The organism is Streptomyces sp. NBC_01116, from assembly GCF_041435495.1.
Classification (GTDB): domain Bacteria; phylum Actinomycetota; class Actinomycetes; order Streptomycetales; family Streptomycetaceae; genus Streptomyces.
On the sequence record NZ_CP108644.1, the window covers coordinates 4,566,473 to 4,587,125 of the forward strand.

General features: G+C 72.9%; 21 protein-coding genes. 19 read left to right on the top strand and 2 right to left on the bottom strand.

The features are described 5' to 3' along the window. Positions 1–39 precede the first annotated feature (39 nt). Both OG245_RS19905 and OG245_RS19910 read left to right on the top strand, forming a co-directional pair. On the top strand, positions 40–315 hold the full coding sequence (locus OG245_RS19905; protein WP_371624843.1) for a hypothetical protein: 276 nt from the start codon (positions 40–42) through the stop codon (positions 313–315). Further along, positions 312–632 carry a hypothetical protein gene (locus OG245_RS19910; protein ID WP_030588701.1) on the top strand — a complete coding sequence of 107 codons (321 nt, stop codon included), beginning with the start codon at positions 312–314 and terminating at the stop codon, positions 630–632. The genes OG245_RS19905 and OG245_RS19910 overlap by 4 nt, the downstream gene beginning before the upstream one ends. Positions 633–761: 129 nt before the next feature. Here OG245_RS19910 and OG245_RS19915 read toward each other — a convergent pair whose 3' ends face one another. Then, positions 762–1,163: a pyridoxamine 5'-phosphate oxidase family protein gene (locus OG245_RS19915; RefSeq protein WP_371624844.1), complete on the bottom strand. Its 402-nt coding sequence runs from the start codon at positions 1,161–1,163 to the stop codon at positions 762–764. Positions 1,164–1,304: 141 nt separating this feature from the next. On the opposite strand from OG245_RS19915, the gene clpB reads away from it, so the two are divergent. Both clpB and OG245_RS19925 read left to right on the top strand, forming a co-directional pair. Next, on the top strand, positions 1,305–3,890 hold the full coding sequence (clpB, locus tag OG245_RS19920; RefSeq protein WP_371624845.1) for an ATP-dependent chaperone ClpB: 2,586 nt from the start codon (positions 1,305–1,307) through the stop codon (positions 3,888–3,890). 199 nt (positions 3,891–4,089) lie between these two features. Continuing rightward, entirely contained in the window at positions 4,090–4,635 is a 546-nt protein-coding gene (locus OG245_RS19925; protein ID WP_371624846.1) for a YbjN domain-containing protein, read from the top strand. Between the two features lie 87 nt (positions 4,636–4,722). Here OG245_RS19925 and OG245_RS19930 read toward each other — a convergent pair whose 3' ends face one another. Next, positions 4,723–5,919, bottom strand: coding sequence for a pyridoxal phosphate-dependent aminotransferase (locus tag OG245_RS19930; protein ID WP_371624847.1), 1,197 nt, complete (start codon positions 5,917–5,919; stop codon positions 4,723–4,725). 140 nt (positions 5,920–6,059) lie between these two features. Between OG245_RS19930 and OG245_RS19935 the strand changes: the two genes are divergently transcribed. From OG245_RS19935 to OG245_RS20005, 15 genes are all read left to right on the top strand, one after another. Next, the gene (locus OG245_RS19935) at positions 6,060–6,326 is read left to right on the top strand and encodes a hypothetical protein (RefSeq protein WP_371624848.1); all 267 of its coding nucleotides are present in this window, start codon (positions 6,060–6,062) and stop codon (positions 6,324–6,326) included. 318 nt (positions 6,327–6,644) lie between these two features. Beyond that, a complete protein-coding gene (locus tag OG245_RS19940; protein WP_371624849.1) occupies positions 6,645–7,166 on the top strand; it encodes a DUF2617 family protein in 522 nt (173 codons plus the stop codon). Between the two features lie 67 nt (positions 7,167–7,233). Continuing rightward, positions 7,234–8,832, top strand: a complete 1,599-nt coding sequence (locus tag OG245_RS19945; protein ID WP_371624850.1) for a polyamine aminopropyltransferase — start codon at positions 7,234–7,236, stop codon at positions 8,830–8,832. A gap of 66 nt (positions 8,833–8,898) precedes the next feature. Further along, the gene (locus tag OG245_RS19950; RefSeq protein ID WP_371624851.1) at positions 8,899–9,927 is read left to right on the top strand and encodes an SRPBCC domain-containing protein; all 1,029 of its coding nucleotides are present in this window, start codon (positions 8,899–8,901) and stop codon (positions 9,925–9,927) included. A gap of 58 nt (positions 9,928–9,985) precedes the next feature. Beyond that, the gene (locus tag OG245_RS19955; RefSeq protein ID WP_371624852.1) at positions 9,986–10,792 is read left to right on the top strand and encodes an aldose 1-epimerase; all 807 of its coding nucleotides are present in this window, start codon (positions 9,986–9,988) and stop codon (positions 10,790–10,792) included. Between the two features lie 48 nt (positions 10,793–10,840). Further along, on the top strand, positions 10,841–11,380 hold the full coding sequence (pyrE, locus tag OG245_RS19960; RefSeq protein ID WP_371624853.1) for an orotate phosphoribosyltransferase: 540 nt from the start codon (positions 10,841–10,843) through the stop codon (positions 11,378–11,380). A 143-nt stretch (positions 11,381–11,523) separates the two neighbouring features. After that, positions 11,524–12,555: a class II fructose-bisphosphate aldolase gene (fbaA, locus tag OG245_RS19965; RefSeq protein ID WP_371624854.1), complete on the top strand. Its 1,032-nt coding sequence runs from the start codon at positions 11,524–11,526 to the stop codon at positions 12,553–12,555. A gap of 94 nt (positions 12,556–12,649) precedes the next feature. Continuing rightward, positions 12,650–13,813, top strand: a complete 1,164-nt coding sequence (locus OG245_RS19970) for a MalY/PatB family protein (protein WP_371624855.1) — start codon at positions 12,650–12,652, stop codon at positions 13,811–13,813. A 137-nt stretch (positions 13,814–13,950) separates the two neighbouring features. Next, positions 13,951–14,283: a DUF6191 domain-containing protein gene (locus OG245_RS19975; protein WP_371624856.1), complete on the top strand. Its 333-nt coding sequence runs from the start codon at positions 13,951–13,953 to the stop codon at positions 14,281–14,283. A 48-nt stretch (positions 14,284–14,331) separates the two neighbouring features. Beyond that, positions 14,332–15,840, top strand: a complete 1,509-nt coding sequence (locus tag OG245_RS19980; RefSeq protein WP_371624857.1) for a DHA2 family efflux MFS transporter permease subunit — start codon at positions 14,332–14,334, stop codon at positions 15,838–15,840. Between the two features lie 99 nt (positions 15,841–15,939). Next, entirely contained in the window at positions 15,940–16,353 is a 414-nt protein-coding gene (locus OG245_RS19985; RefSeq protein WP_015609558.1) for a DUF3151 domain-containing protein, read from the top strand. A 142-nt stretch (positions 16,354–16,495) separates the two neighbouring features. Beyond that, positions 16,496–17,344, top strand: a complete 849-nt coding sequence (locus tag OG245_RS19990; protein ID WP_371624858.1) for a tryptophan 2,3-dioxygenase family protein — start codon at positions 16,496–16,498, stop codon at positions 17,342–17,344. Beyond that, positions 17,337–18,599 carry a kynureninase gene (gene kynU / locus OG245_RS19995; protein WP_371624859.1) on the top strand — a complete coding sequence of 421 codons (1,263 nt, stop codon included), beginning with the start codon at positions 17,337–17,339 and terminating at the stop codon, positions 18,597–18,599. The genes OG245_RS19990 and kynU overlap by 8 nt, the downstream gene beginning before the upstream one ends. Positions 18,600–18,721: 122 nt before the next feature. Beyond that, positions 18,722–19,621, top strand: coding sequence for an alpha/beta hydrolase (locus OG245_RS20000; RefSeq protein WP_371624860.1), 900 nt, complete (start codon positions 18,722–18,724; stop codon positions 19,619–19,621). Positions 19,622–19,729: 108 nt separating this feature from the next. Further along, positions 19,730–20,557 (top strand): NAD(P)H-binding protein, encoded by an 828-nt coding sequence (locus tag OG245_RS20005; RefSeq protein ID WP_371624861.1) that lies wholly within the window; start codon positions 19,730–19,732, stop codon positions 20,555–20,557. Positions 20,558–20,653 lie beyond the last annotated feature (96 nt).

A 20,653-nucleotide genomic window follows, 5' to 3' on the forward strand; every position in this document is an offset into this window, starting at 1 on the left:
GCGGGGGAGAAGAATCCACAAGTGAGGACGAAGCCGACTATGTACAAGCGAATGCTTCGCTCGGCGCTTGCCGCCTCGTTCGTCGCGGCCCTTGGACTCGGGCTGACGGGCGTCGGCGCCATGGGCGGCAGCGGCGAGCAGAAGACTGTTCGGGCCGCAGCGCCCAGTGACATCGGCTGGGTCTCGCCCGCCGCGGTCCAGGGTGACATCGGCTGGGTCTCGCCCGCCGCGGTCAAGGGCGACATCGGCTGGGTCTCGCCCGCCGCGACCCCGGGTGACATCGGCTGGGTCGCTCCGGCCCGCACGGTCGCATGACCACCCCGCCGGACGACCGCACCTTCCGGCGCGAGATGGCAACCGCCTATCGCTCAGGGTGGCATTTCATCGATCTGCTCACGGCCCTCCCCCGCCGTGGCGACTCGTTGATGGTCACCCTGTTCGGAGAGCCGATCGTCGTGGTGATGGAAGAGGACGAGGACGTCCGCGCCTATCGCTGTCTCCGTCGGCCGCGCGGTGCGCCGCAGCCGGTCCGCTGTGCCGTCAGGTACGGCATGATCTTCGTCAACCTCGATCAGCGGGACCACGAGCTGTTCGACGCAGAACCCCTTTCCGCCACCCCCCGCAGTGCCTGAGCGATTCCCCCGTCGTCACCTATCGCTCCGGCGCTTCCCCCACACAGCGGCGCCACCGTGACCTGAACACGGTGGCGCCGTTGTGCTGTTCCCGTACGGGGTTGCGGGGGCGGTGTCCGGGGGGACCCGTCAGACCTTTCCGAGCGCCCGGTCGAGGGCGATCTCGATGACGACCCGGGTCGGGTTGATCCGCGGGGCGCGGCCGTAGCGCGCCTCGTGGCGGGCCTCAGCGTCCGCGACGGCCTCCGGCTCCGTGCGGACGACCGCGAGGCCCTCCAGGGTCGCCCAGCGGGCCCTGTCGATCTGGCAGACGGCCACGCGCGCGCCGCCGGGGCCGGCGGCCCGGATGTGGGCGACCTTGCGGCTGCCGCCGTCGGTGATCACGCGCGCCACCCCTGCCTCCGGGTCGTACGTCACACACACCGGCACCACGTGCGGCGTGCCGTCCGGGCGTGGGGTCGTCAGGGTGGAGAGGTGGCTCTCGCGCCAGAACGCGACGTAGGCGGGAGCGGGGTCGTGTACGTCTGCCATGGGGGCAGCGTACGAGGCCGGTCCTCGGGTGCGCGCGGCGCGTGCGCGCATCGCCTTGAGTGGAATAGACTCAACTTTGTGTACGTTGATCGAGTCAACGGAGACGTACGACCCACCAGCTGCGAGGAGGAGTAACCACACGTGGACGCCGAGCTGACCAACAAGAGCCGGGACGCCATCAACGCGGCCACCAGCAGGGCCGTGAAGGACGGGCACGCCGATCTGACCCCGGGGCACCTGCTGCTCGCGCTGCTGGAGGGCCAGGACAACGAGAACGTGACCGACCTGCTCGCCGCCGTCGAGGCCGACCAGGCCGCGGTGCGGGGCGGGACCGAGCGGCTGCTCGGGGGCCTGCCCAGCGTCACCGGCTCCACCGTCGCCCCGCCGGCTCCCAACCGCGAGCTGCTGGCCGTCATCCAGGACGCCGCCCAGCGGGCGAAGGAGCTGGGCGACGACTACATCTCCACCGAACACCTGCTGATCGGCATCGCGGCCAAGGGCGGCCGCGCCGGTGAGATCCTCGACGGGCAGGGCGCCGGTGCGAAGAAGCTGCTGGCGGCATTCGAGACGAGCAGGGGAGGGCGCCGGGTGACCACACCCGACCCGGAGGGCCAGTACAAGGCCCTGGAGAAGTTCGGCACCGACTTCACGGCCGCCGCGCGCGAGGGCAAGCTGGACCCGGTCATCGGCCGCGACCAGGAGATCCGCCGCGTCGTGCAGGTGCTGTCGCGCCGGACGAAGAACAACCCCGTGCTCATCGGTGAGCCCGGCGTCGGCAAGACCGCCGTCGTCGAAGGGCTCGCCCAGCGCATCGTCAAGGGCGACGTTCCCGAGAGCCTGAAGAACAAGCGTCTCGTCTCGCTGGACCTCGGCGCGATGGTCGCCGGCGCGAAGTACCGCGGCGAGTTCGAGGAGCGTCTGAAGACCGTCCTCTCCGAGATCAAGGAGAGCGACGGCCGGATCATCACGTTCATCGACGAGCTGCACACCGTCGTCGGCGCGGGCGCCGGCGGCGACTCCGCCATGGACGCGGGCAACATGCTCAAGCCGATGCTGGCCCGCGGCGAGCTGCGCATGGTCGGCGCGACGACGCTCGACGAGTACCGCGAGCGGATCGAGAAGGACCCCGCCCTGGAGCGGCGCTTCCAGCAGGTGCTGGTCGCCGAGCCCTCCGTCGAGGACACCATCGCGATCCTGCGCGGGCTCAAGGGCCGCTACGAGGCCCACCACAAGGTGCAGATCGCGGACTCGGCGCTGGTGGCCGCCGCCACCCTCTCCGACCGCTACATCACCTCCCGCTTCCTCCCCGACAAGGCCATCGACCTCGTCGACGAGGCCGCCTCCCGGCTCCGTATGGAGATCGACTCCTCACCGCTGGAGATCGACGAACTCCAGCGCTCCGTCGACCGGTTGCGCATGGAGGAGCTGGCCCTCAAGAACGAGTCCGACCCCGCGTCCAAGCAGCGCCTGGAGAAGCTGCGCCGCGACCTCGCCGACAAGGAGGAGGAGCTGCGCGGCCTCAACGCCCGCTGGGAGAAGGAGAAGCAGGGCCTCAACCGGGTCGGTGAGCTGAAGGAGCGCCTCGACGAGCTGCGGGGCCAGGCCGAACGCGCCCAGCGTGACGGCGACTTCGACGCCGCCTCCAAGCTGCTGTACGGGGAGATCCCCGGCCTGGAGCGGGAGCTGGAGGAGGCCGCCGAGGCGGAGCAGGAAGCCTCCAAGGACACCATGGTCAAGGAGGAGGTCGGCCCGGACGACATCGCGGACGTCGTCGGCGCCTGGACCGGCATTCCGGCCGGGCGGCTGCTGGAGGGCGAGACGCAGAAGCTGCTGCGGATGGAGTCCGAGCTGGGCAGGCGGCTGATCGGGCAGAGCGAGGCCGTGCAGGCCGTCTCCGACGCCGTACGCCGCACGCGCGCCGGGATCGCGGACCCCGACCGGCCCACCGGGTCGTTCCTCTTCCTCGGCCCCACCGGCGTCGGCAAGACCGAGCTGGCCAAGGCGCTCGCGGACTTCCTGTTCGACGACGAGCGGGCCATGATCCGCATCGACATGAGCGAGTACGGCGAGAAGCACAGCGTCGCCCGCCTCGTCGGCGCCCCGCCCGGCTACGTCGGCTACGAGGAGGGCGGCCAGCTCACCGAGGCCGTCCGCCGCCGCCCGTACAGCGTCGTGCTGCTGGACGAGGTCGAGAAGGCCCACCCCGAGGTCTTCGACGTCCTGCTCCAGGTCCTCGACGACGGCCGGCTCACCGACGGCCAGGGCCGCACGGTCGACTTCCGCAACACCATCCTCGTCCTCACCTCCAACCTCGGCAGCCAGTTCCTGATGGACCCCCTGGTCAAGCCCGAGGTCAAGAAGCAGCAGGTGCTGGACGTGGTGCGGGCCTCCTTCAAGCCGGAGTTCATCAACCGGCTCGACGACCTGGTGGTCTTCTCCGCCCTGTCCGGCGAGGAGCTCGCGCACATCGCCGGGCTCCAGATCGACCGGCTGGCGAAGCGCCTCGCCGACCGCAGGCTCACCCTGGAGGTCTCCCCGGAGGCGCTGGCCTGGCTCGCCGAGGAGGGCAACGACCCGGCGTACGGGGCGCGGCCGCTGCGCCGGCTCATCCAGAGCGCGATCGGCGACCGGCTCGCGAAGGAGATCCTCTCCGGAGAGGTCCGCGACGGTGACACCGTACGGGTGGAGCGGGTCGAGGACGGGCTGAGCGTCGGCCCCGCCTCGTAACGACCCCACCCGGTCGCCCCGACGGCCCCAGCAGGTCGTCACCGCCGGTCACGGAACATCGCAGTCCGTGGAGACGTGCCCGGCGGCTCCCGTCCCCACCCGCTCTCTGTCAGCTTGTGGCGGATAGGGGCCGTCCGGGCTTGCCATGCCCCGCCCGCCATGGGAGAGGATGGCCGCAACCGCACGAAGGGAAATAACGGTGAGCATCGATCCGTCCTCGATTCCTAATTTCGGGGGCCAGCCCGAACCGCAGGCGGCAGGACCGGAGGGCCCCGTCGTCCCTGACCAGGACCTCGTCAAGCAGCTCCTCGACCAGATGGAGCTGAAGTACGTCGTCGACGACGAGGGCGACCTCGCGGCGCCGTGGGAAGAGTTCCGGACGTACTTCATGTTCCGGGGCGAGGAGGAGCAGCAGGTCTTCTCGGTCCGCACGTTCTACGACCGCCCCCACGACCTCGACCAGCGTCCCGTCCTGCTGGACGCCATCGACGACTGGAACCGCCGCACCCTGTGGCCCAAGGTCTACACCCACGCCCACGAGGGCGAGGAGGGCGAGGCGGGTTCCGTCCGGCTGATCGGTGAGGCGCAGATGCTCATCGGCACCGGCGTCAGCCTGGAGCACTTCGTCTCCTCGACGGTGAGCTGGGTCCGCGCCTCGATCGAGTTCGACAAGTGGCTCGTCGAGCGCCTCGGCATCCAGCCCGCCGAGGGCAAGACGGAGGGCGAGGAGCCCGCGGGCTCCTAGTTCCCCGCAGGGCTCCTAGTTCCCCGCAGCGAACGGGAACGGCCCGGCGGCCGGTCGTCACGACCGGCCGCCGGGCCGTCCGCGTGTTCAGCCCAGCCGGGCCAGCCGCTCCACCGCCTCCTCCAGCACCTCGTCCTTCTTGCAGAAGGTGAAGCGGACCTGGCTGCGGCCCGCCTCCGGGTCGTCGTAGAAGACCGAGTTCGGCACGGCCGCCACCCCGCAGCGCTCGGGGAGCGCGCGGCAGAAGGCGCCCGCGTCCTCGTCGCCGAACGGGGAGATGTCGGTGGTGATGAAGTACGTCCCCTCCGGCTCGTACACCCGGAAGCCCGCGGCGCGCAGCCCCTTCGCCAGCAGGTCCCGCTTGCGGCGCATGCCTTCGCGGAAGTCGGTGAAGAAGGCGTCGGGCAGGGCCAGCGCCTCGGCGATCGCGTACTGGAACGGGCCTCCGCTCACGAAGGTCAGATACTGCTTCGCCGCCCGCACGGCGGCCACCAGCGCCGCGTCCCCGGTCACCCAGCCGATCTTCCACCCGGTGTACGAGAACGTCTTGCCCGACGAGGAGATCGACACCGTGCGCCCGCGCATCCCTGGCAGCGCGGCGATCGGGTGGTGCGCCCCGGTGAAGACCAGGTGCTCGTACACCTCGTCGGTGACCACCAGCAGATCGTGCTCCACCGCCAGGGCGGCGATCCCGGCGAGTTCGTCGGAGGTGAGCACCGCGCCGGTCGGGTTGTGCGGGGTGTTCAGGAGCAGGAGGCGGGTGCGCGGGGTGATCAGGGTGCGCAGTTCGTCGAGGTCCGGGCGGAAGTCCGGGGCGCGGAGGGTGAGCGGTACGCGCTTCGCGCCCGCCAGGGCGATGCAGGCGGCGTACGAGTCGTAGTACGGCTCGAACGCGATGACCTCGTCGCCCGGTTCGAGGAGGGCGAGCAGGGAGGCGGCGATCGCCTCCGTGGCGCCGGTCGTCACCAGGACCTCCGTGTCCGGGGACCAGGTCAGGCCGTAGAAGCGTTCCTGGTGGGCGGCGACGGCGGTGCGCAGCTCCGGGACGCCGGGGCCCGGCGGGTACTGGTTGCCGTGCCCGGCGCGCAGCGCCCGGACCGCCGCCTCCCGGATCTCCTCGGGTCCGTCGGTGTCGGGGAAGCCCTGGCCGAGGTTGATGGAGCCGGTCCGCACCGCCAGCGCGGACATCTCCGCGAAGATCGTCGTGCCGAACCCGGCGAGGCTGCGGTTGAGCAGCGGCCGCTTCTCCGCCGGGGTTCCCTGTGTCGCTCGTCCCTGTGTCATGGGCGCCATCCTGGGCCGAAGCTCTGGAGTTGCTCAAGTCCGCTTTGGCGCGAGGATGGCTGGGGAATCCCCCTGTCACACAACAACGGGGAAGCGACGGGGGACCTCGCTTCGGGGGAAGAGAAGGGCGGGTGGGGAGCATGAGCGTCTTCATCGCGGTGCTGGTCTCGGTGGTCGTCGTCGGAGCGCTGCTGGCCGGTCTGCGGGCCACCGGCGGGAGCGGGCCGTCGAAGTCGCGGCCCGGACGCCGGCGCTCCGCGAGCGGGGCCTCGGCCGACGGCGGGGGCAGTTCCGGGGGCTGGTGGTCGGGGGGCGACTCCAACGGCGACGGCTCCGGCGGGCACTCCTGCGGCGGCGGCTCGTCGTGCGGGGGCGGCGGGGGCGGCTGCGGCGGAGGCAGCAGCTGACGGGACACCGTCGCGCGGTCACCGGAAGTGACATGACGCCGAGCGTCCGGAGGGTGAACTCCCTCCGGACGCTCTTTCGTTGAGCGACTCGGACGCTTTTTGTTGAACAAGTGAACCCTTGGGCCCCCGAGGGGATGGAAACCACGGCAAGTTGGGCGAAAACGCTGTGAGTGCGCGTAACTCGTGATTCCCTCGTGGAAGAGAACAATCAGCCCTCGGACCCCAGTTGGACCAGATCGGGCGCTCCCCACCTCCCACGTGCGGTCATCCGGGGCGCCCTGCTGTCCAGGTGTCCATGCGTGTTTGCGGAGCCCACCCATGCTCACCACCCTCCAGACGGCCTACACCGATACCCGCGCCGCCGACCTGGCCTGGATGCTGGGACGGGAGCCGCTGCCCGCCCTGGCGGTCCTCGACCTCCAGCTCGACGGCGCCGAAGTCCAGTTGAGGCTGCTCGGCGCCTCCCATCAGGTCCTCCTCCAGGAGGACCGCGGTGTCTGCTCCGAGACCGTGGCCTGTATGCCCGGCAGCAGCACCCCCCTGCCCCTCGGCGTCGCGAAGCGGCTCGGGGACTGGGAGTACGAATTCGCCGCCCGCGTCGAGACCCTGACCCAGGGGCAGTTCGCCGGGCGGGCACAGGAACTGCTCGCGCTCGTGAGCGACCACCCGCACGGCCTGGCGGGCACCTTCCCCGGCAGCCCGTACGCCTTCACCGCGATGCTCGCCCAGCGCACCGAGGGCCAGGTGCGGTGGCGCACCTGGCACGCCTACCCGCAGGAGGGGCAGTTGGTGGTGACCCGGACCAGGGTGGGGGTGCGGATTCCGGCGCCCGCGGCGTGACCGGCGGGGGCACTTACACCCGTGTGGGTGACAGGCGGCGATGGTGCGGTGACGTAGCGTTCGCACCATGATCGACCAGCAGATATCGCTGCGAGGGGGCGCGGCGCGGCTTCCCGTACGGCCGAGGACCGGCCGGTTCCTCGTGCTGGCCGCGGTCTTCGTCTGCGCCGCGTGCGGTCTCGTCTACGAGCTCGAACTGGTCGCGCTCGCCTCCTACCTGATCGGCGATTCGGTCACCCAGGCCTCCGTCGTGCTCTCCGTGATGGTGTTCGCGATGGGCATCGGCTCCCTTCTCGCGAAACGTTTGCGCTGCCATGCCGCCGTCGGTTTCGGCATGGTCGAGGCGGCCCTCGCGCTGATCGGCGGCTCCTCCGCGCTGGTGCTCTACGCCTCGTTCGCCTGGCTCGGCGACTCGCAGTACGCCCTGGTCGGGTTCTCGCTGACGATCGGGGTGCTGATCGGCGCGGAGATCCCGTTGCTGATGACGCTGATCCAGCGCGTCGACCGGCAGGACGCGGGCGGGACCGTCGCCGACCTCTTCGCCGCCGACTACGTGGGCGCGCTGGTCGGCGGGCTCGCGTTCCCGTTCCTGCTGCTGCCGTTGCTGGGGCAGTTGACGGGTGCGCTGTTCACCGGCGGGATCAACGCGGCGGCGGGCGCCGCGCTGGTCCTGTGGGTGTTCCGGCGCGACCTCACCACCCGCTCCCGGTGGCTCCTCGTCCTGGTCAACGGCTCGGTGATCGCGGTCCTGGCCGTCGCCACGGTGCTGGTCGACGACTTCGAGCGGGCGGCGCGGCGGGCGGTGTACGGGGACCAGGTGCGGGTCGCCGTGCAGACCGAGGTGCAGGAGGTCGTCCTGACCGGCGCGGACCGCGATTCCCTCGACCTCTATCTGGACGGCCGGCTGCGGGTCAGCGCCCGCGACGAGTACCGCTACCACGAGGCGCTGGTGCACCCCGCGATGGACGGGCCCCGCGCCCGCGTGCTCATCCTGGGCGGCGGCGACGGACTGGCCGCCCGCGAGGTGCTGCGCTACCGGGACGTCCGCTCGGTCACCGTCGTCGAACTGGACGCGGGCGTCACCCGACTGGCCCGCACGGACCCCGCTCTCTCCGAGCTGAACGGCCACGCCTTCCGCGACCCCCGCGTCTCGGTGGTCGGGGCGGACGCGTTCCCCTGGCTCCGGGCCGACCGGGGGCGCTACGACGTGGTGGTCTCCGACCTCCCGGACCCGGGCATCACCGCCAGCACGAAGCTGTACTCCGCCGAGTTCTACGGGCTGGTCGCGGAGGCCCTGGCCCCGGACGGGCGGCTCGTGGTGCACGCGGGGCCGCTGGGCACCCGGCCGCAGACCTTCTGGACGGTGGAGGCATCGATGCGCGCGGGCGGCCTCGCGACCCGCCCGTACAGCGTCACCGGCCGGTACACGGGCCTCGCCACCGGCCCGGACCGGGGCGGCGGCGAGGACCGGGAGCGGGAGGACTGGGGCTTCCTCCTCGCCGGACCGGGCGCGGCGCCGCAGCCCTCGCTGGCCGCCGGCGGGCCCGTGCCGCGGTCGCTGGGCGGCCGGGAACTGCGGGAGGGGGCGCGTGCGGCGGACGACGCCCGGCTCCCCGGGCTGATTCCGTCGACGCTGGTCCACCCCCGTTACCGGGAGGACGTGTGAGCGCGCCCGGCTTTCGGCGGGTGGAAGCGCTGACGTCCGGGCCATGGCCGATTAGGCTCGGTTTCCATGGAGCATGAGGTGTTCGTTCCGGTTCCCGTCCCGACGCTGCTGCGCACGCTGGCCGACCCCGCCCGGGTCGCCCGTTGCGTCCCCGGACTCCAGCAGGACGCCGACGCGTCGGCGTCGCCCCTGGCGGGCCGGCTGAAGCTGCGGGCCGGCGGCCACACCATCACCTACCGGGGCGAGCTGCGGCTCACCGGTCCGGAGGAGCCCGGAGGTTCGGGCGGGCCGCGCTTCTCGGTGACCGGGCGGGGCGTGGAGGCCCGGGGCGCCGGTGCGGTCGAGCTGGTTCTGGCCATCGGCCTCACGGAGGCGGACGGCGGGACGGCGCTCGCCTACAGCGGCACGGCGAGCGGGGACGGGCGGCTGGTCGAGCTGGAGGAGGGCGCGGCGCTCGCGGCCGCCCACCGGCTCCTGGACCGTTTCACCCAGCAGCTGGTGACGGAGTCGCTGGCGGAGCGGGACGCGGGCGCGGAGAGCGACGGCGACGACGGGGACGGCCACGGCGACGGCGACGGCGACGGGGACGGGGACGGCGACGGGGACGGGGACGGCTCGGCGGTCGCCGAGGGGCTCGCGGGTGATGAGGAGGCGGCCGACGGCGCCGGGGACGGAGCTGGTTCTTCCGGTGCCGGGGCGGAGGCCGGAGACGGTGCCGGGGCCGGCGCTGAGTCCGGCGCGGAGGTCAGGGCCGAGGCGGAGGCGGGTGCGGAGGCCGAGGTACGCGATCCCGATGCGGAGGAGTCCGGGTCCGTGTTCGACTCGCCCGTGCCGCCGCCCTCGCTCGATCCCGTCGCCGGGGTGGAGTTCACCGTTCCGGACGAACCGCCCGCCGAGGCCGCGCACGCCCGCCGCACCATGATCGGGCGCAGCGCCGAGGAGGTCGACCACGCGCCCCCGCGGGGCCGCTACGCCCCCGTGCCCTCCCCGGAGGCGGGCGGGGCGAGCACCACCCTGCGGTGGGTCGCCCCCGCCGCCGCCCTCGCGCTCGCCTCCGCCGTGGTGCTCGGCCGGGCGTTGCGTCGCCGGAGGTGAGGGGCGGGCGGCGGAGGCGACGGGCGCCGGAGGCGGGGCGGGCCAGTAGGGTCGTCGGGTGAGCAGGAGCGAAGAGAACGTCAGGCTGACCGTCGGCGAAGCCGAGTTGACCGTCGACCCCGGGCACGGCTGCCGGATCAGCAGCCTGCGGATCGGGGGCACCGAACTGCTCCGCCAGGGCGAGCGCTACGGCTGCTTCCCGATGGTGCCCTGGTGCGGGCGCACCGGGAACGGACAGTTCCGCAACGGCGACGAGCTCCACCGGCTGCCGCTGAACTCCCCGCCGCACGCCATCCACGGCACCGGCCGGGACACCTCCTGGCAGCCGGCGTTCACGGCCGCCGACCTGGACGAGGGGCGGGCCGCGTTCTACTACGACCTCGCCGAGCCCTGGCCGTACCGGGGCCGGGTGACGCAGACCTTCGAGCTGACCGGGGACGCGCTGACGCTGGGCCTCGCCGTCGAGACGTCACGCGACTCCTTCCCCGCCCAGGCCGGCTGGCACCCGTGGTTCCACCGCACCGTCGACGGCGTGGCCGCCGAGCTGTCCTTCGACGCCGCCTGGCAGGAGGAGCGCGGCGCGGACCATCTGCCGACCGGCCGTCGCATCGACCCCCTGCCCGGCCCGTGGGACGACTGCTTCGGCATGCCCGACGGCGTCGACGTGAAGCTCACCTGGCCGGAGCGGCTGGAGCTGAGGGTGAAGAGCCGCAGCGCGTGGGTGGTCGTCTACGACGAGCAGGACGAGGCCGTCTGCGTCGAGCCGCAGTCCGGGCCGCCGAACGGGCTGAACACCGCGCCCCGGCTGGTGACCCCGATCGACCCGCTGGAGATCACGACGACGTGGAGCTGGACGCGGCTCTGAGCCGGTGCCCGGCAGAGGGCCGGTGCGACACCGCTTACCCTCGTGGACATGACTGACGTACGCGCTGACCTGCTCCAGCAGATCAAGGACAAGGCCGTGGTGCACGGCAAGGTGACCCTCTCCTCGGGGCTGGAAGCCGACTGGTACATCGACCTGCGCCGGATCACGCTGGACGGCAGGGCCGCGCCGCTGGTCGGCCAGGTCATGCTCGACGCCACCGCCGAGCTGGACTACGACTGCGTCGGCGGGCTGACGCTCGGCGCCGACCCGGTCGCCACCTCGATGCTGCACGCCTCCGCCGCCCGGGGCAGGAGCCTGGACGCGTTCGTCGTCCGCAAGGCGCAGAAGGCGCACGGGATGCAGCGCCGGATCGAGGGCACCGACGTGAAGGGCCGCCGCTGCCTGGTCGTCGAGGACACGTCGACCACGGGCGGTTCGCCGCTGACCGCCGTCGAGGCGGTGCGCGAGGCGGGCGGCGAGGTCGTCGCCGTCGCCGTGATCGTGGAGCGCGGTGCCGCCCCGGCGATCGCCGAGGCCGGTCTGCCCTACGTCCACGTCTACTCGGTGGCCGATCTCGACCTGGGCTGAGCCCGCGGCGGCCGGTTTCACGTGAAACCGGGTCCGCCGGGTGGAGCCGGATGAGGAGTCTGGGAAGATGGGGGCGACGATGACGTCGCCCCCAGGTCAGGGACTCACAGCCTGCACACCCGCACATCCCAAGGAGCGGTCAGATGCCCATCGCAACCCCCGAGGCGTACGCCGAGATGCTCGACCGGGCAAAGGCGGGCAAGTTCGCCTACCCGGCCATCAACGTCACCTCGTCCCAGACCCTGCACGCCGCCCTGCGCGGCTTCGCGGAGGCGGAGAGCGACGGCATCGTCCAGATCTCCACCGGCGGTGCGGAGTTCCTGGGCGGCCAGTACAGCAAGGACATGGTCACGGGTGCGGTCGCCCTGGCCGAGTTCGCGCACATCGTCGCGGCGAAGTACGACGTCACCATCGCGCTGCACACCGACCACTGCCCCAAGGACAAGCTGGACGGTTACGTACGTCCGCTGCTCGACGTCTCCGCGGAGCGCGTCGCCAAGGGTCTGAACCCGCTGTTCCAGTCGCACATGTGGGACGGCTCGGCCGAGACCCTCGCCGACAACCTGGCCATCGGCCAGGAGCTGCTGGCCAAGGCCGCCGCCGCCAGGATCATCCTCGAGGTCGAGATCACCCCGACCGGCGGTGAGGAGGACGGCGTCACGCACGAGATCAACGACGAGCTGTACACGACCGTCGACGACGCGCTGCGCACCGCCGAGGCGCTCGGCCTGGGCGAGAAGGGCCGCTACCTGCTGGCCGCCTCCTTCGGCAACGTCCACGGCGTCTACAAGCCGGGCAACGTCGTGCTCCGTCCCGAGCTGCTGAAGGACCTCCAGGCGGGCGTCTCCGAGAAGTACGGCAAGCCGGCCGGCAGCCAGCCGTTCGACTTCGTCTTCCACGGCGGCTCGGGCTCCACCGCCGAGGAGATCGCCACCGCGCTGGAGAACGGCGTCGTGAAGATGAACCTCGACACCGACACCCAGTACGCCTTCACCCGCCCGGTCGTGGACCACATGTTCCGCAACTACGACGGTGTCCTGAAGGTCGACGGCGAGGTCGGCAACAAGAAGACCTACGACCCCCGTACCTGGGGCAAGGCCGCCGAGGCGGGCATGGCCGCGCGCGTCACCGAGGCGTGCGGGCACCTGCGCTCCACGGGTACGAAGCTGAAGTAACCACCCGTCCGCACGGACGTACGGTGTCGGGCCCGGTCCTCCTCCAGAGGGCCGGGCCCGTTGCCGTGCCGGGAGAGAGAAACGAGGCCCCGCTGTGGGTGCGACTTACGATTTCGACACCGTCGTCGACCGCCGGGGCACCTGGTGCGTCCAGTGGGACGGGGTCGCCGACCGGTTCGGGGTCGACGGGCTGCTGCCGTTCACCATCTCCGACATGGACTTCGCCACCGCCCCCGAGGTGCTGGCCGCGCTCCGGGCCCGTCTGGAGCACGGGGTGTTCGGCTACACCACCTGGCAGCAGGACGACTTCCGCTCGGCGATAGCCCACTGGTACGCGACCCGGTACGACACCACGATCGACACCGGGCAGCTGGTCTACGGCCCGTCCGTGCTCAACCAGCTCTCCCAGCTGCTGCGGATGTGGACGGCGGAGGGGGACGGCGTCGTCGTCCACACCCCCACGTACGACGGCTTCCGCAAGGCGATCACCGGGCTCGGGCGTGAGCTGCGGGGGGTGCCGGTGGGGGACGAGGAGGCGCTGGAGCGCGCGCTGTCGCGGGCGGACGCGAAGGTGCTGGTGCTGTGCTCGCCGCACAACCCGACGGGTCGGGTGTGGACGGCCGACGAGCTGGCCCGGACGGCCGCGCTGGCCGAGCGGTACGGGGTCGCGGTGATCAGCGACGAGATCCACGCGGACTTCGTGCACGAGGAGCGCGCGGGGCGCGGCCATGTGCCGTGGACGCGGGTGGCGGGCGGCGGGCGCTGGGCGCTCATCTCCTCCGGGTCGAAGGCGTTCAACTTTCCGGCGCTGACCGGTTCGTACGGGCTGATCGGCGATCCGGCCGACCGGGCCGAGTATCTGCGCCGGATGGAGACGGGGGAGGGGCTGGCGTCGCCGGCCGTGCTGTCGCTGACCGCGCACATCGCGGCGTACCGGGAGGGCGCGGCGTGGCTGGACGCGGTACGGGCGTATGTGGCGGGGAACCTGGACCACGTCGCGGAGCGGCTGGGCGCGGCCCTCCCCGAGCTGGGCTGGGAGCCGCCGCAGGCCGGGTATCTGGCCTGGATCGACCTGCGTCCGCTGGGGGTGGACGACGAGGCGTTGCAGCGGGTGCTGGTGGAGCGGGAGCGGGTGGCGATCATGGGAGGCTCCGTCTACGGGGCGCCCGGGTTCGTCCGGCTGAACGTGGGGTGTCCCCGGGGGAAGGCCGAGCTGGGTGTGGAGGCGCTGATCCGAGCGGTGGGGGCCGTGCGGTAGCGGTGGTTGCGGGGGCGCCGCCCCGGGCCCCCGTGGCGAGGGCTCTGCCCCCGCGCCCCCGCTCCTCAACCGCCGGAGGGGCTGGATTGCGGCCCGGGAGGTGCGGAAGGGCTTGAGGGGGAGGCACACTCGGGCGTATGGCCTTTCTCGTGTTCCTGACGTTGCCCGGGTTGGTCATCCTGTTGACAGCCCTCGCCTTCCTCGATCAGCTTCTGCTGCGCGCCGGGCGGGCCGGGCTGTTGCCGTGGCGGAACAGCGCCAGGCAGGGGCAGATATCGGCGACCGGGTTCGAGCAGCTCCACGCGACCTTCTCGCCGGGCAAGCAGAGCGAGCTCAAGGAGCGGCAGTCCGCCCTGCTCCTGCGGGACGACGAGGAGGACGGGGCGCCGCCCCACCGGACCCTTGTCGATCTCGACGGCGGGACGGCCGTGGTGCGGCTTCCCCGGGCCGGGGGACAGCGGGCGGGCTGACGGCCGGTCCCGGTGGCAGGGGGCGGGAGCAGCCGGGATGCTGCTCCCATGGCTGATGCCCCCGCGCCCGGAGAGATCCGGGTCGCCTCGTCCGTCGGGCGGTGGGTCGTGCTGACCACCGTGCTCGGCTCCAGCATGGCGATGCTGGACTCCACGGTGATCAACGTGGCCCTGCCCCGCATCGGCGAGGACCTCGGCACCGACATGGCCGCGCTCCAGTGGACCGTCAACGCGTACATGCTCACGCTCGCCGGGCTGATCCTCCTCGGCGGGGCGCTCGGGGACCGGTACGGGCGGCGACGGGTGTTCGTGGTGGGGGTGGTGTGGTTCGCGCTGGCCTCCCTGCTCTGCGGGATCGCGCCGAACGCGGGCGTCCTCGTCGCCGCACGGGCCCTCCAGGGCGTCGGCGGCGCGCTGCTCACGCCGGGGTCCCTCGCGCTCATCCAGGCGAGCTTCCATCCGGACGACCGGGCGCGGGCCGTGGGGCTCTGGTCCGGGTTCGGCGGGGTCGGGGCGGCCGTGGGGCCCTTCGTGGGCGGGTGGCTCGTCGACGGGCCCGGATGGCGCTGGGTGTTCCTGCTCAATGTGCCGCTCGCCGCGATCTGCGTGCCCGTCGCGCTCCGGCACGTACCGGAGTCACGGGATCCGGCGGCGCACGGCCGGTTCGACGTGCTGGGGGCCGTCCTCGGGGCACTGGCGCTCGCCGGGGTGACCTATGCCCTGATCGAGGCCCCGGGGCGGGGCGCGTCGCCGACGGTGATCGGGTCGGCCCTCGGCGGGGTGGCCCTCGGCGTGGCGTTCGTCCTGGTCGAGCAGCGGCGGGCGGATCCCATGCTGCCGCCGTCGATCTTCCGCTCCCGGCTGTTCACCTCGGTCAACCTGGTGACCTTCTGCGTCTACGCGGCCCTCGGCGGCTTCTTCTTCCTCTCCGCGATCCAGCTCCAGGTGGTGGCCGGATACTCGGCGCTGGGGGCCGGGACCGCGCTGCTGCCGACCACGGTCCTCATGCTGCTGTTCTCCGCCTGGTCGGGTGAGCTGGGGCGGCGGATCGGGCCCCGCATCCCCCTCACCGTGGGGCCGCTGCTGGCCGCCGCCGGGATGCTCCTGATGCTGCGGGTGGGGCCCGGCACCCCGTCCGTCGGCTCGTACGCCGGTGAGGTGCTGCCCGCCGTCCTGGTGCTCGGCGCCGGGCTCGTCGTGGTCGTCGCGCCGCTCACCGCGACCGTCCTGGCCGCCGTGGACGCCGGGCGGGCGGGGCTGGCCAGCGGCATCAACAACGCCGCCGCGCGGGCCGCGGGGCTCATCGCGGTGGCCGCGCTGCCGCTGCTCGCCGGGATGGGGCCGGAGGCGTACCGGGACGCGGGGGAGTTCGCGGCGACCTTCCGGCGGGCGATGCCGATGTGCGCCGGGCTGCTGGTGGCGGGCGCGGTCATCGCCTGGTGGACGGTGCGCGCCCCGGCCGCCGCCGTCCGGGGCGAGCGGCCCGAGTGCGCCGTGCACTGCGGGGTCACCGCGCCGCCGCTGGAGCCGGAGCGCGCGTCCCGCGCCGAGCCGTGACCCGTGCCCCGGCGAGGGGCCCGGAGCCCGTGGGAGCGCGCTGGGCCACGGGGACGGGGCGCGGTGCCGCCGGGGCGTCGCGGCAGGCACACTTGAGCCATGTCCATCCACGAGAACCTGCTCGGGGGCCCCGCCCCGACCCACCTCCCCGACGACCCGGAGCCGCGCGAGCTGCTCGCCGCCGGCACCCCGCCCGCCGAGGTCGCCGCGAAGTACCCCACCTCCTCGCTCGCCTGGGCGCAGCTCGCCGACGAGGCGTTCGAGGGCGGCCGGGTCATCGAGTCGTACGCGTACGCCCGTACCGGCTACCACCGCGGCCTCGACTCCCTGCGCCGGGCCGGCTGGAAGGGCCACGGCCCCGTCCCGTTCGAGCACGAGCCGAACCGCGGCTTCCTGCGCGCCCTGCACGCCCTGGCGCGGGCCGCCGGGTCGATCGGCGAGACCGAGGAGCACGAGCGCTGCTCGACGTTCCTGCGGGACTCCTCGCCGACCGCCGCCGACATCCTGAGCTGAACCCGGGTACGTACTCCGGAGCCGCTCCCCGCCCGAGCACATCGGGCGGGGAGCGGCTTAGTATGCGAGCAGGGGACCGGAGCTCCATCACCTCACGGAAGGGGCGGACCGCTACCCGGAAGCTCGTGTCGAGGAGACAGAAATGTCGACGAACCACCCCGACCCCGAAGCCACCGGTGCGGACACCCCGCACCTGGACTTCGCGGGAACGACTCCGTACGAGGACTATGTCCAGGCGGATGTCCTGACCCACCTCCAGCACCTGCGCTCGGACGATCCCGGCGAGATGGTCTTCCTGGTCACCACCCAGGTCATGGAGCTGTGGTTCACGGTCATCGTCCATGAGTGGGAGACCGCGACCCGCGCCCTGCGCGAGGACCGCATACCCGTGGCGCGCGACGCGCTGAAGCGTTCGCTGCGCGAGCTGGAGGCGCTCAACGAGTCCTGGCGGCCGCTGGCCGGACTCACCCCCGCCCAGTTCAACTCCTACCGGGGCTCCCTCGGCGAGGGCTCCGGCTTCCAGTCGGCGATGTACCGGCGGATGGAGTTCCTGCTCGGTGACAAGTCCGCCTCCATGCTGGTGCCGCACCGGGGCGCGCCCCGGGTGTACGCCGAGCTGGAGAAGGCGCTCGGGGAGCCCAGCCTGTACGACGAGACCCTCGCCCTGCTGGCCCGGCGCGGGTACGCGATCCCCGAGTCGGTCACCGGCCGGGACCTGACCCAGCGGTACGAACCGTCGCCCGAGGTCGAGGGCGCCTGGGCGGAGATCTACGCCTCCGACGACCAGAACGACGAGCTGGTGCGCCTCGGCGAGCTGCTCACCGACGTCGGCGAGCTGGTGTGGCGCTGGCGCAACGACCACCTCGTCGCCACCCGGCGCGCGATGGGCTCCAAGACCGGCACCGGCGGCTCCGCCGGGGTGGCCTGGCTGGAGAAGCGCGCCACGAAGAACGTGTTCCCCGAGCTGTGGACGGCGCGCAGCCATGTCTGAGCCCACGACCACGACCACGACCCCGTCCACGGACACGAACGCGAACGCGAACGCGACCGAGGGCCTCCGCAAGCGCGCCGCCGCCCTCGACGCCGCCGATCCGCTCGCCGCGCGGCGGAAGCTCTTCGCGCTCGACGACGGCGTCTACCTCGACGGCAACTCGCTGGGCGCGCTGCCCGTCCACGTCCCCGCCCGGGTCCAGGACGTCCTCACCCGCCAGTGGGGCGAGCTGCGCATCCGGTCCTGGGACGAGAGCGGCTGGTGGACCGCGCCCGAGCGGATCGGCGACCGGATCGCCCCGCTCGTCGGGGCCGCCGCCGGGCAGATCGTCGTCGGTGACTCGACCAGCGTGAACGTCTTCAAGGCCGTCGTCGCCGCGGGCCGGCTCGCGGGGGAGGGACGCGACGAGATCCTGGTTGACGCCACGACCTTTCCCACGGACGGGTACATCGCGGCCTCCGCCGCCCGGCTCACCGGCCACCGGATCGTGCCCGTCGCGCCCGCCGACGTCCCGGCCGCGCTCGGCCCGCGTACCGCCGCCGTGCTGCTCAACCACGTCGACTACCGCTCCGGCCGGCTGCACGACCTGCCCGGACTGACCGCCGCCGTCCACGCGGCGGGTGCGGTCGTGGTGTGGGACCTCTGCCACAGCGCCGGCGCGCTGCCCGTCGGACTGGACGGGCACGGGGTGGACCTCGCGGTCGGCTGCACCTACAAGTACCTGAACGGCGGCCCCGGTTCGCCCGCGTACCTGTACGTCGCCGAGCGCCACCAGGCCGCCTTCGACTCGCCGCTGCCGGGCTGGAACTCGCACGCCGACCCGTTCGGCATGACCCCCGGCTACACCCCTGCGGACGGTTCCGTACGGGGCCGGGTCGGCACGCCCGACATCGTCTCCATGCTGACGCTGGAGGCGGCGCTCGACGTGTGGGACGGGGTCTCCGTGGACGCGGTGCGGGCCAAGTCCCTCGCCCTGACGGACTTCTTCCTGGAGTGCGTCGAGGCGTACGTCCCCGAGGGCCGGGTCACCTCCGTCACCCCGGCCGCGCACGCCGAACGCGGCAGCCAGGTCGCCCTGCGCTGCGACGGGGCGGAGCCCGTGATGCGGCGGCTCATCGAGCGGGGCGTCGTCGGCGATCTGCGGCGGCCGGACGTGCTGCGGTTCGGCTTCACCCCGCTGTACGTGGGGTTCGCCGACGCGGAGCGGGCGGCGCGGATCCTCGCCGAGGTGCTCGACGGGGACACCGTCGGCTGACGGGACGTCACCGTCTGTTCGACCGGGCGGGGACGGTGCCGAGTGCTGGTACCGTCCCCGCAGGTCAGCCCAGTTGGGCAAGAGCACAGGCACTGGACACAGGCATAGGACGGTTGAGCAGCATGTCGGATTCTGCCGCGCGTGATCGGGACGTCGCCGAGACGGAGTCGGCGTTCGCGCATCCGGAGGTCGCACCCGACCGGACCGCCGCCTACGGGGACCACCCCGACCAGGTCGTCGACTTCTACGCGCCGCGCGACGGCCGCACCGGCGCCCCGCTCGTCGTCCTCCTGCACGGCGGCGCCTGGCGGGCCCCGTACGACCGGGCCCATGTCTCCCCGCTCGCGGACTTCCTGGCCCGCCGGGGCTTCGCCGTGGCGAGCGTGGAGTACCGGCGCGGCGGCGACATCCCGCAGCAGCGCGGCGGGGAGGGCACCCGGCCGAGCGGTGCCGACCCGGTCGCGGGGCGCTGGCCGGAGACCTTCGACGACGTGGCCGCGGCGATGGACGCGATGCCCGTGCTGGCCGCCCGCGAGCTGCCCGGGGCCGATGTGCGGCGGATCGTGGTCACCGGGCACTCGGCGGGCGGGCACCTCGCCCTGTGGGCGGCGGCGCGGCACGTCCTGCCCGAGGGGTCGCCGTGGCGGCTGCCCGCCCCGCCGCCGCTGCGCGGGGTCGTCGCCCTGGCCCCGATCGCGGACTTCACGACGGCGGCCGGGCTGGGCGTGTGCGGCGGTGCTGTCGCCCAACTCCTGGGCGGGGATGCCGACTTCGAGGTCCGAGCGGCACAGGCCGACCCCGGGGTGCTGCTGCCGACCGGGATCGCCACCGCGATCGTGCAGGGCGTCGAGGACATCGTCGTACCGCAGGCCGTCTCCGAGGCGTACGTCGACGCGGCGGCCAGGTCCGGCGAGATGGTGGGGCTGACGCTGCTCGGCGGCGTCGGGCACTTCCCACTGATCGATCCGGCCGCCGACGCCTGCGCCGTCGTGGCCGAGGAGATCACCCAGCTCGCCTGGTGAATTCCCGCCGGGCCCTCCGCCCGGTTGCGGACGGAAGGTGTCCGCAAGGGTCTCTACGTTGGCCGTGTTGCCGGTCGGACGGAGCCGGTACCGACGAAGGGGAACCTCATGACGATCCTGGTGACCGGAGCCACGGGAACGGTCGGCCGCCGCGTGGTCGAGCAGCTGCTGGAGCGCGGCGAGCACGTCCGGGCCCTGACCCGCGACCCGGCGCGGGCGGAGTTCCGGGACGGCGTCGACGTCGTCCGGGGCGACCTCACGGACCCGGCGTCGCTGGGCCCGGCGCTGGACGGGGTGAGCGGGCTGCACCTCATCACCTTCGGCGGCGAGTTCTCCGCCCCGCTGGAGACCGGTGAGGAGATCCTCGCCCTGGCCCGGAAGGCGGGCGTGCGCCGGGTGACCGTGCTGCACGGCGGCGGGGAGACCCCGATGGAGACGGCGGTGCGCGCGAGCGACTTCGTCTGGACGGTCGTGATGCCGGTGGAGTTCATGGCGAACGCCCTGGAGTGGGCGCCCGGCATCAGGAGCGAGGGCGTGGTGCGCGAGCCCTTCGTGGGCCGGCTGAGCGCGATGGTCCACGAGAGGGACATCGGGGCGGTGGCGGCGGCGGCCCTCACCGAGGACGGCCACGGCGGCCGGGAGTACCTGATCACCGGCCCGCAGGCGCTGACCGTCGGTGACAAGACGGCGGCCATCGCGGCGGCGCGGGGCGCGGACGTGGAACTGGTCGAGCTGACCGAGGAGCAGGCACTGGAGGTCTGGCGGGGCCAGGGCATGCCGGAGGACGTGATCGCGTTCCTGATCGACGTCTACCGGGACACGCCGCCGGAGGGCCGGACCGTGCTCGACACGGTGGAGAAGGTCACCGGCCGGCCGGCGCGGACCTTCGCCCAGTGGGCGAGGGAGCACGCGGACCACTTCCGTGCGGGCGCCTGAGAGGGCTGCCACCAGGGGTTTTACGGCCCCTGACGCGGTACGGCGGAGGCGGGTAGTCCTTGAGGGGGATGCCCCGGAATCCGTAGCGATGCGGAC

Bases quoted from the DNA above. Each gene is read 5' to 3' on its own strand.
- OG245_RS19905 (WP_371624843.1), top strand. From the start codon at position 40: ATGTACAAGCGAATGCTTCGCTCGGCGCTTGCCGCCTCGTTCGTCGCG.
- OG245_RS19910 (WP_030588701.1), top strand. From the start codon at position 312: ATGACCACCCCGCCGGACGACCGCACCTTCCGGCGCGAGATGGCAACC.
- OG245_RS19915 (WP_371624844.1), bottom strand. From the start codon at position 1,163: ATGGCAGACGTACACGACCCCGCTCCCGCCTACGTCGCGTTCTGGCGC.
- OG245_RS19930 (WP_371624847.1), bottom strand. From the start codon at position 5,919: ATGACACAGGGACGAGCGACACAGGGAACCCCGGCGGAGAAGCGGCCG.
- OG245_RS19935 (WP_371624848.1), top strand. From the start codon at position 6,060: ATGAGCGTCTTCATCGCGGTGCTGGTCTCGGTGGTCGTCGTCGGAGCG.
- OG245_RS19940 (WP_371624849.1), top strand. From the start codon at position 6,645: ATGCTCACCACCCTCCAGACGGCCTACACCGATACCCGCGCCGCCGAC.
- OG245_RS19945 (WP_371624850.1), top strand. From the start codon at position 7,234: ATGATCGACCAGCAGATATCGCTGCGAGGGGGCGCGGCGCGGCTTCCC.
- OG245_RS19950 (WP_371624851.1), top strand. From the start codon at position 8,899: ATGGAGCATGAGGTGTTCGTTCCGGTTCCCGTCCCGACGCTGCTGCGC.
- pyrE (WP_371624853.1), top strand. From the start codon at position 10,841: ATGACTGACGTACGCGCTGACCTGCTCCAGCAGATCAAGGACAAGGCC.
- fbaA (WP_371624854.1), top strand. From the start codon at position 11,524: ATGCCCATCGCAACCCCCGAGGCGTACGCCGAGATGCTCGACCGGGCA.
- OG245_RS19975 (WP_371624856.1), top strand. From the start codon at position 13,951: ATGGCCTTTCTCGTGTTCCTGACGTTGCCCGGGTTGGTCATCCTGTTG.
- OG245_RS19980 (WP_371624857.1), top strand. From the start codon at position 14,332: ATGGCTGATGCCCCCGCGCCCGGAGAGATCCGGGTCGCCTCGTCCGTC.
- OG245_RS19985 (WP_015609558.1), top strand. From the start codon at position 15,940: ATGTCCATCCACGAGAACCTGCTCGGGGGCCCCGCCCCGACCCACCTC.
- OG245_RS19990 (WP_371624858.1), top strand. From the start codon at position 16,496: ATGTCGACGAACCACCCCGACCCCGAAGCCACCGGTGCGGACACCCCG.
- kynU (WP_371624859.1), top strand. From the start codon at position 17,337: ATGTCTGAGCCCACGACCACGACCACGACCCCGTCCACGGACACGAAC.
- OG245_RS20000 (WP_371624860.1), top strand. From the start codon at position 18,722: ATGTCGGATTCTGCCGCGCGTGATCGGGACGTCGCCGAGACGGAGTCG.
- OG245_RS20005 (WP_371624861.1), top strand. From the start codon at position 19,730: ATGACGATCCTGGTGACCGGAGCCACGGGAACGGTCGGCCGCCGCGTG.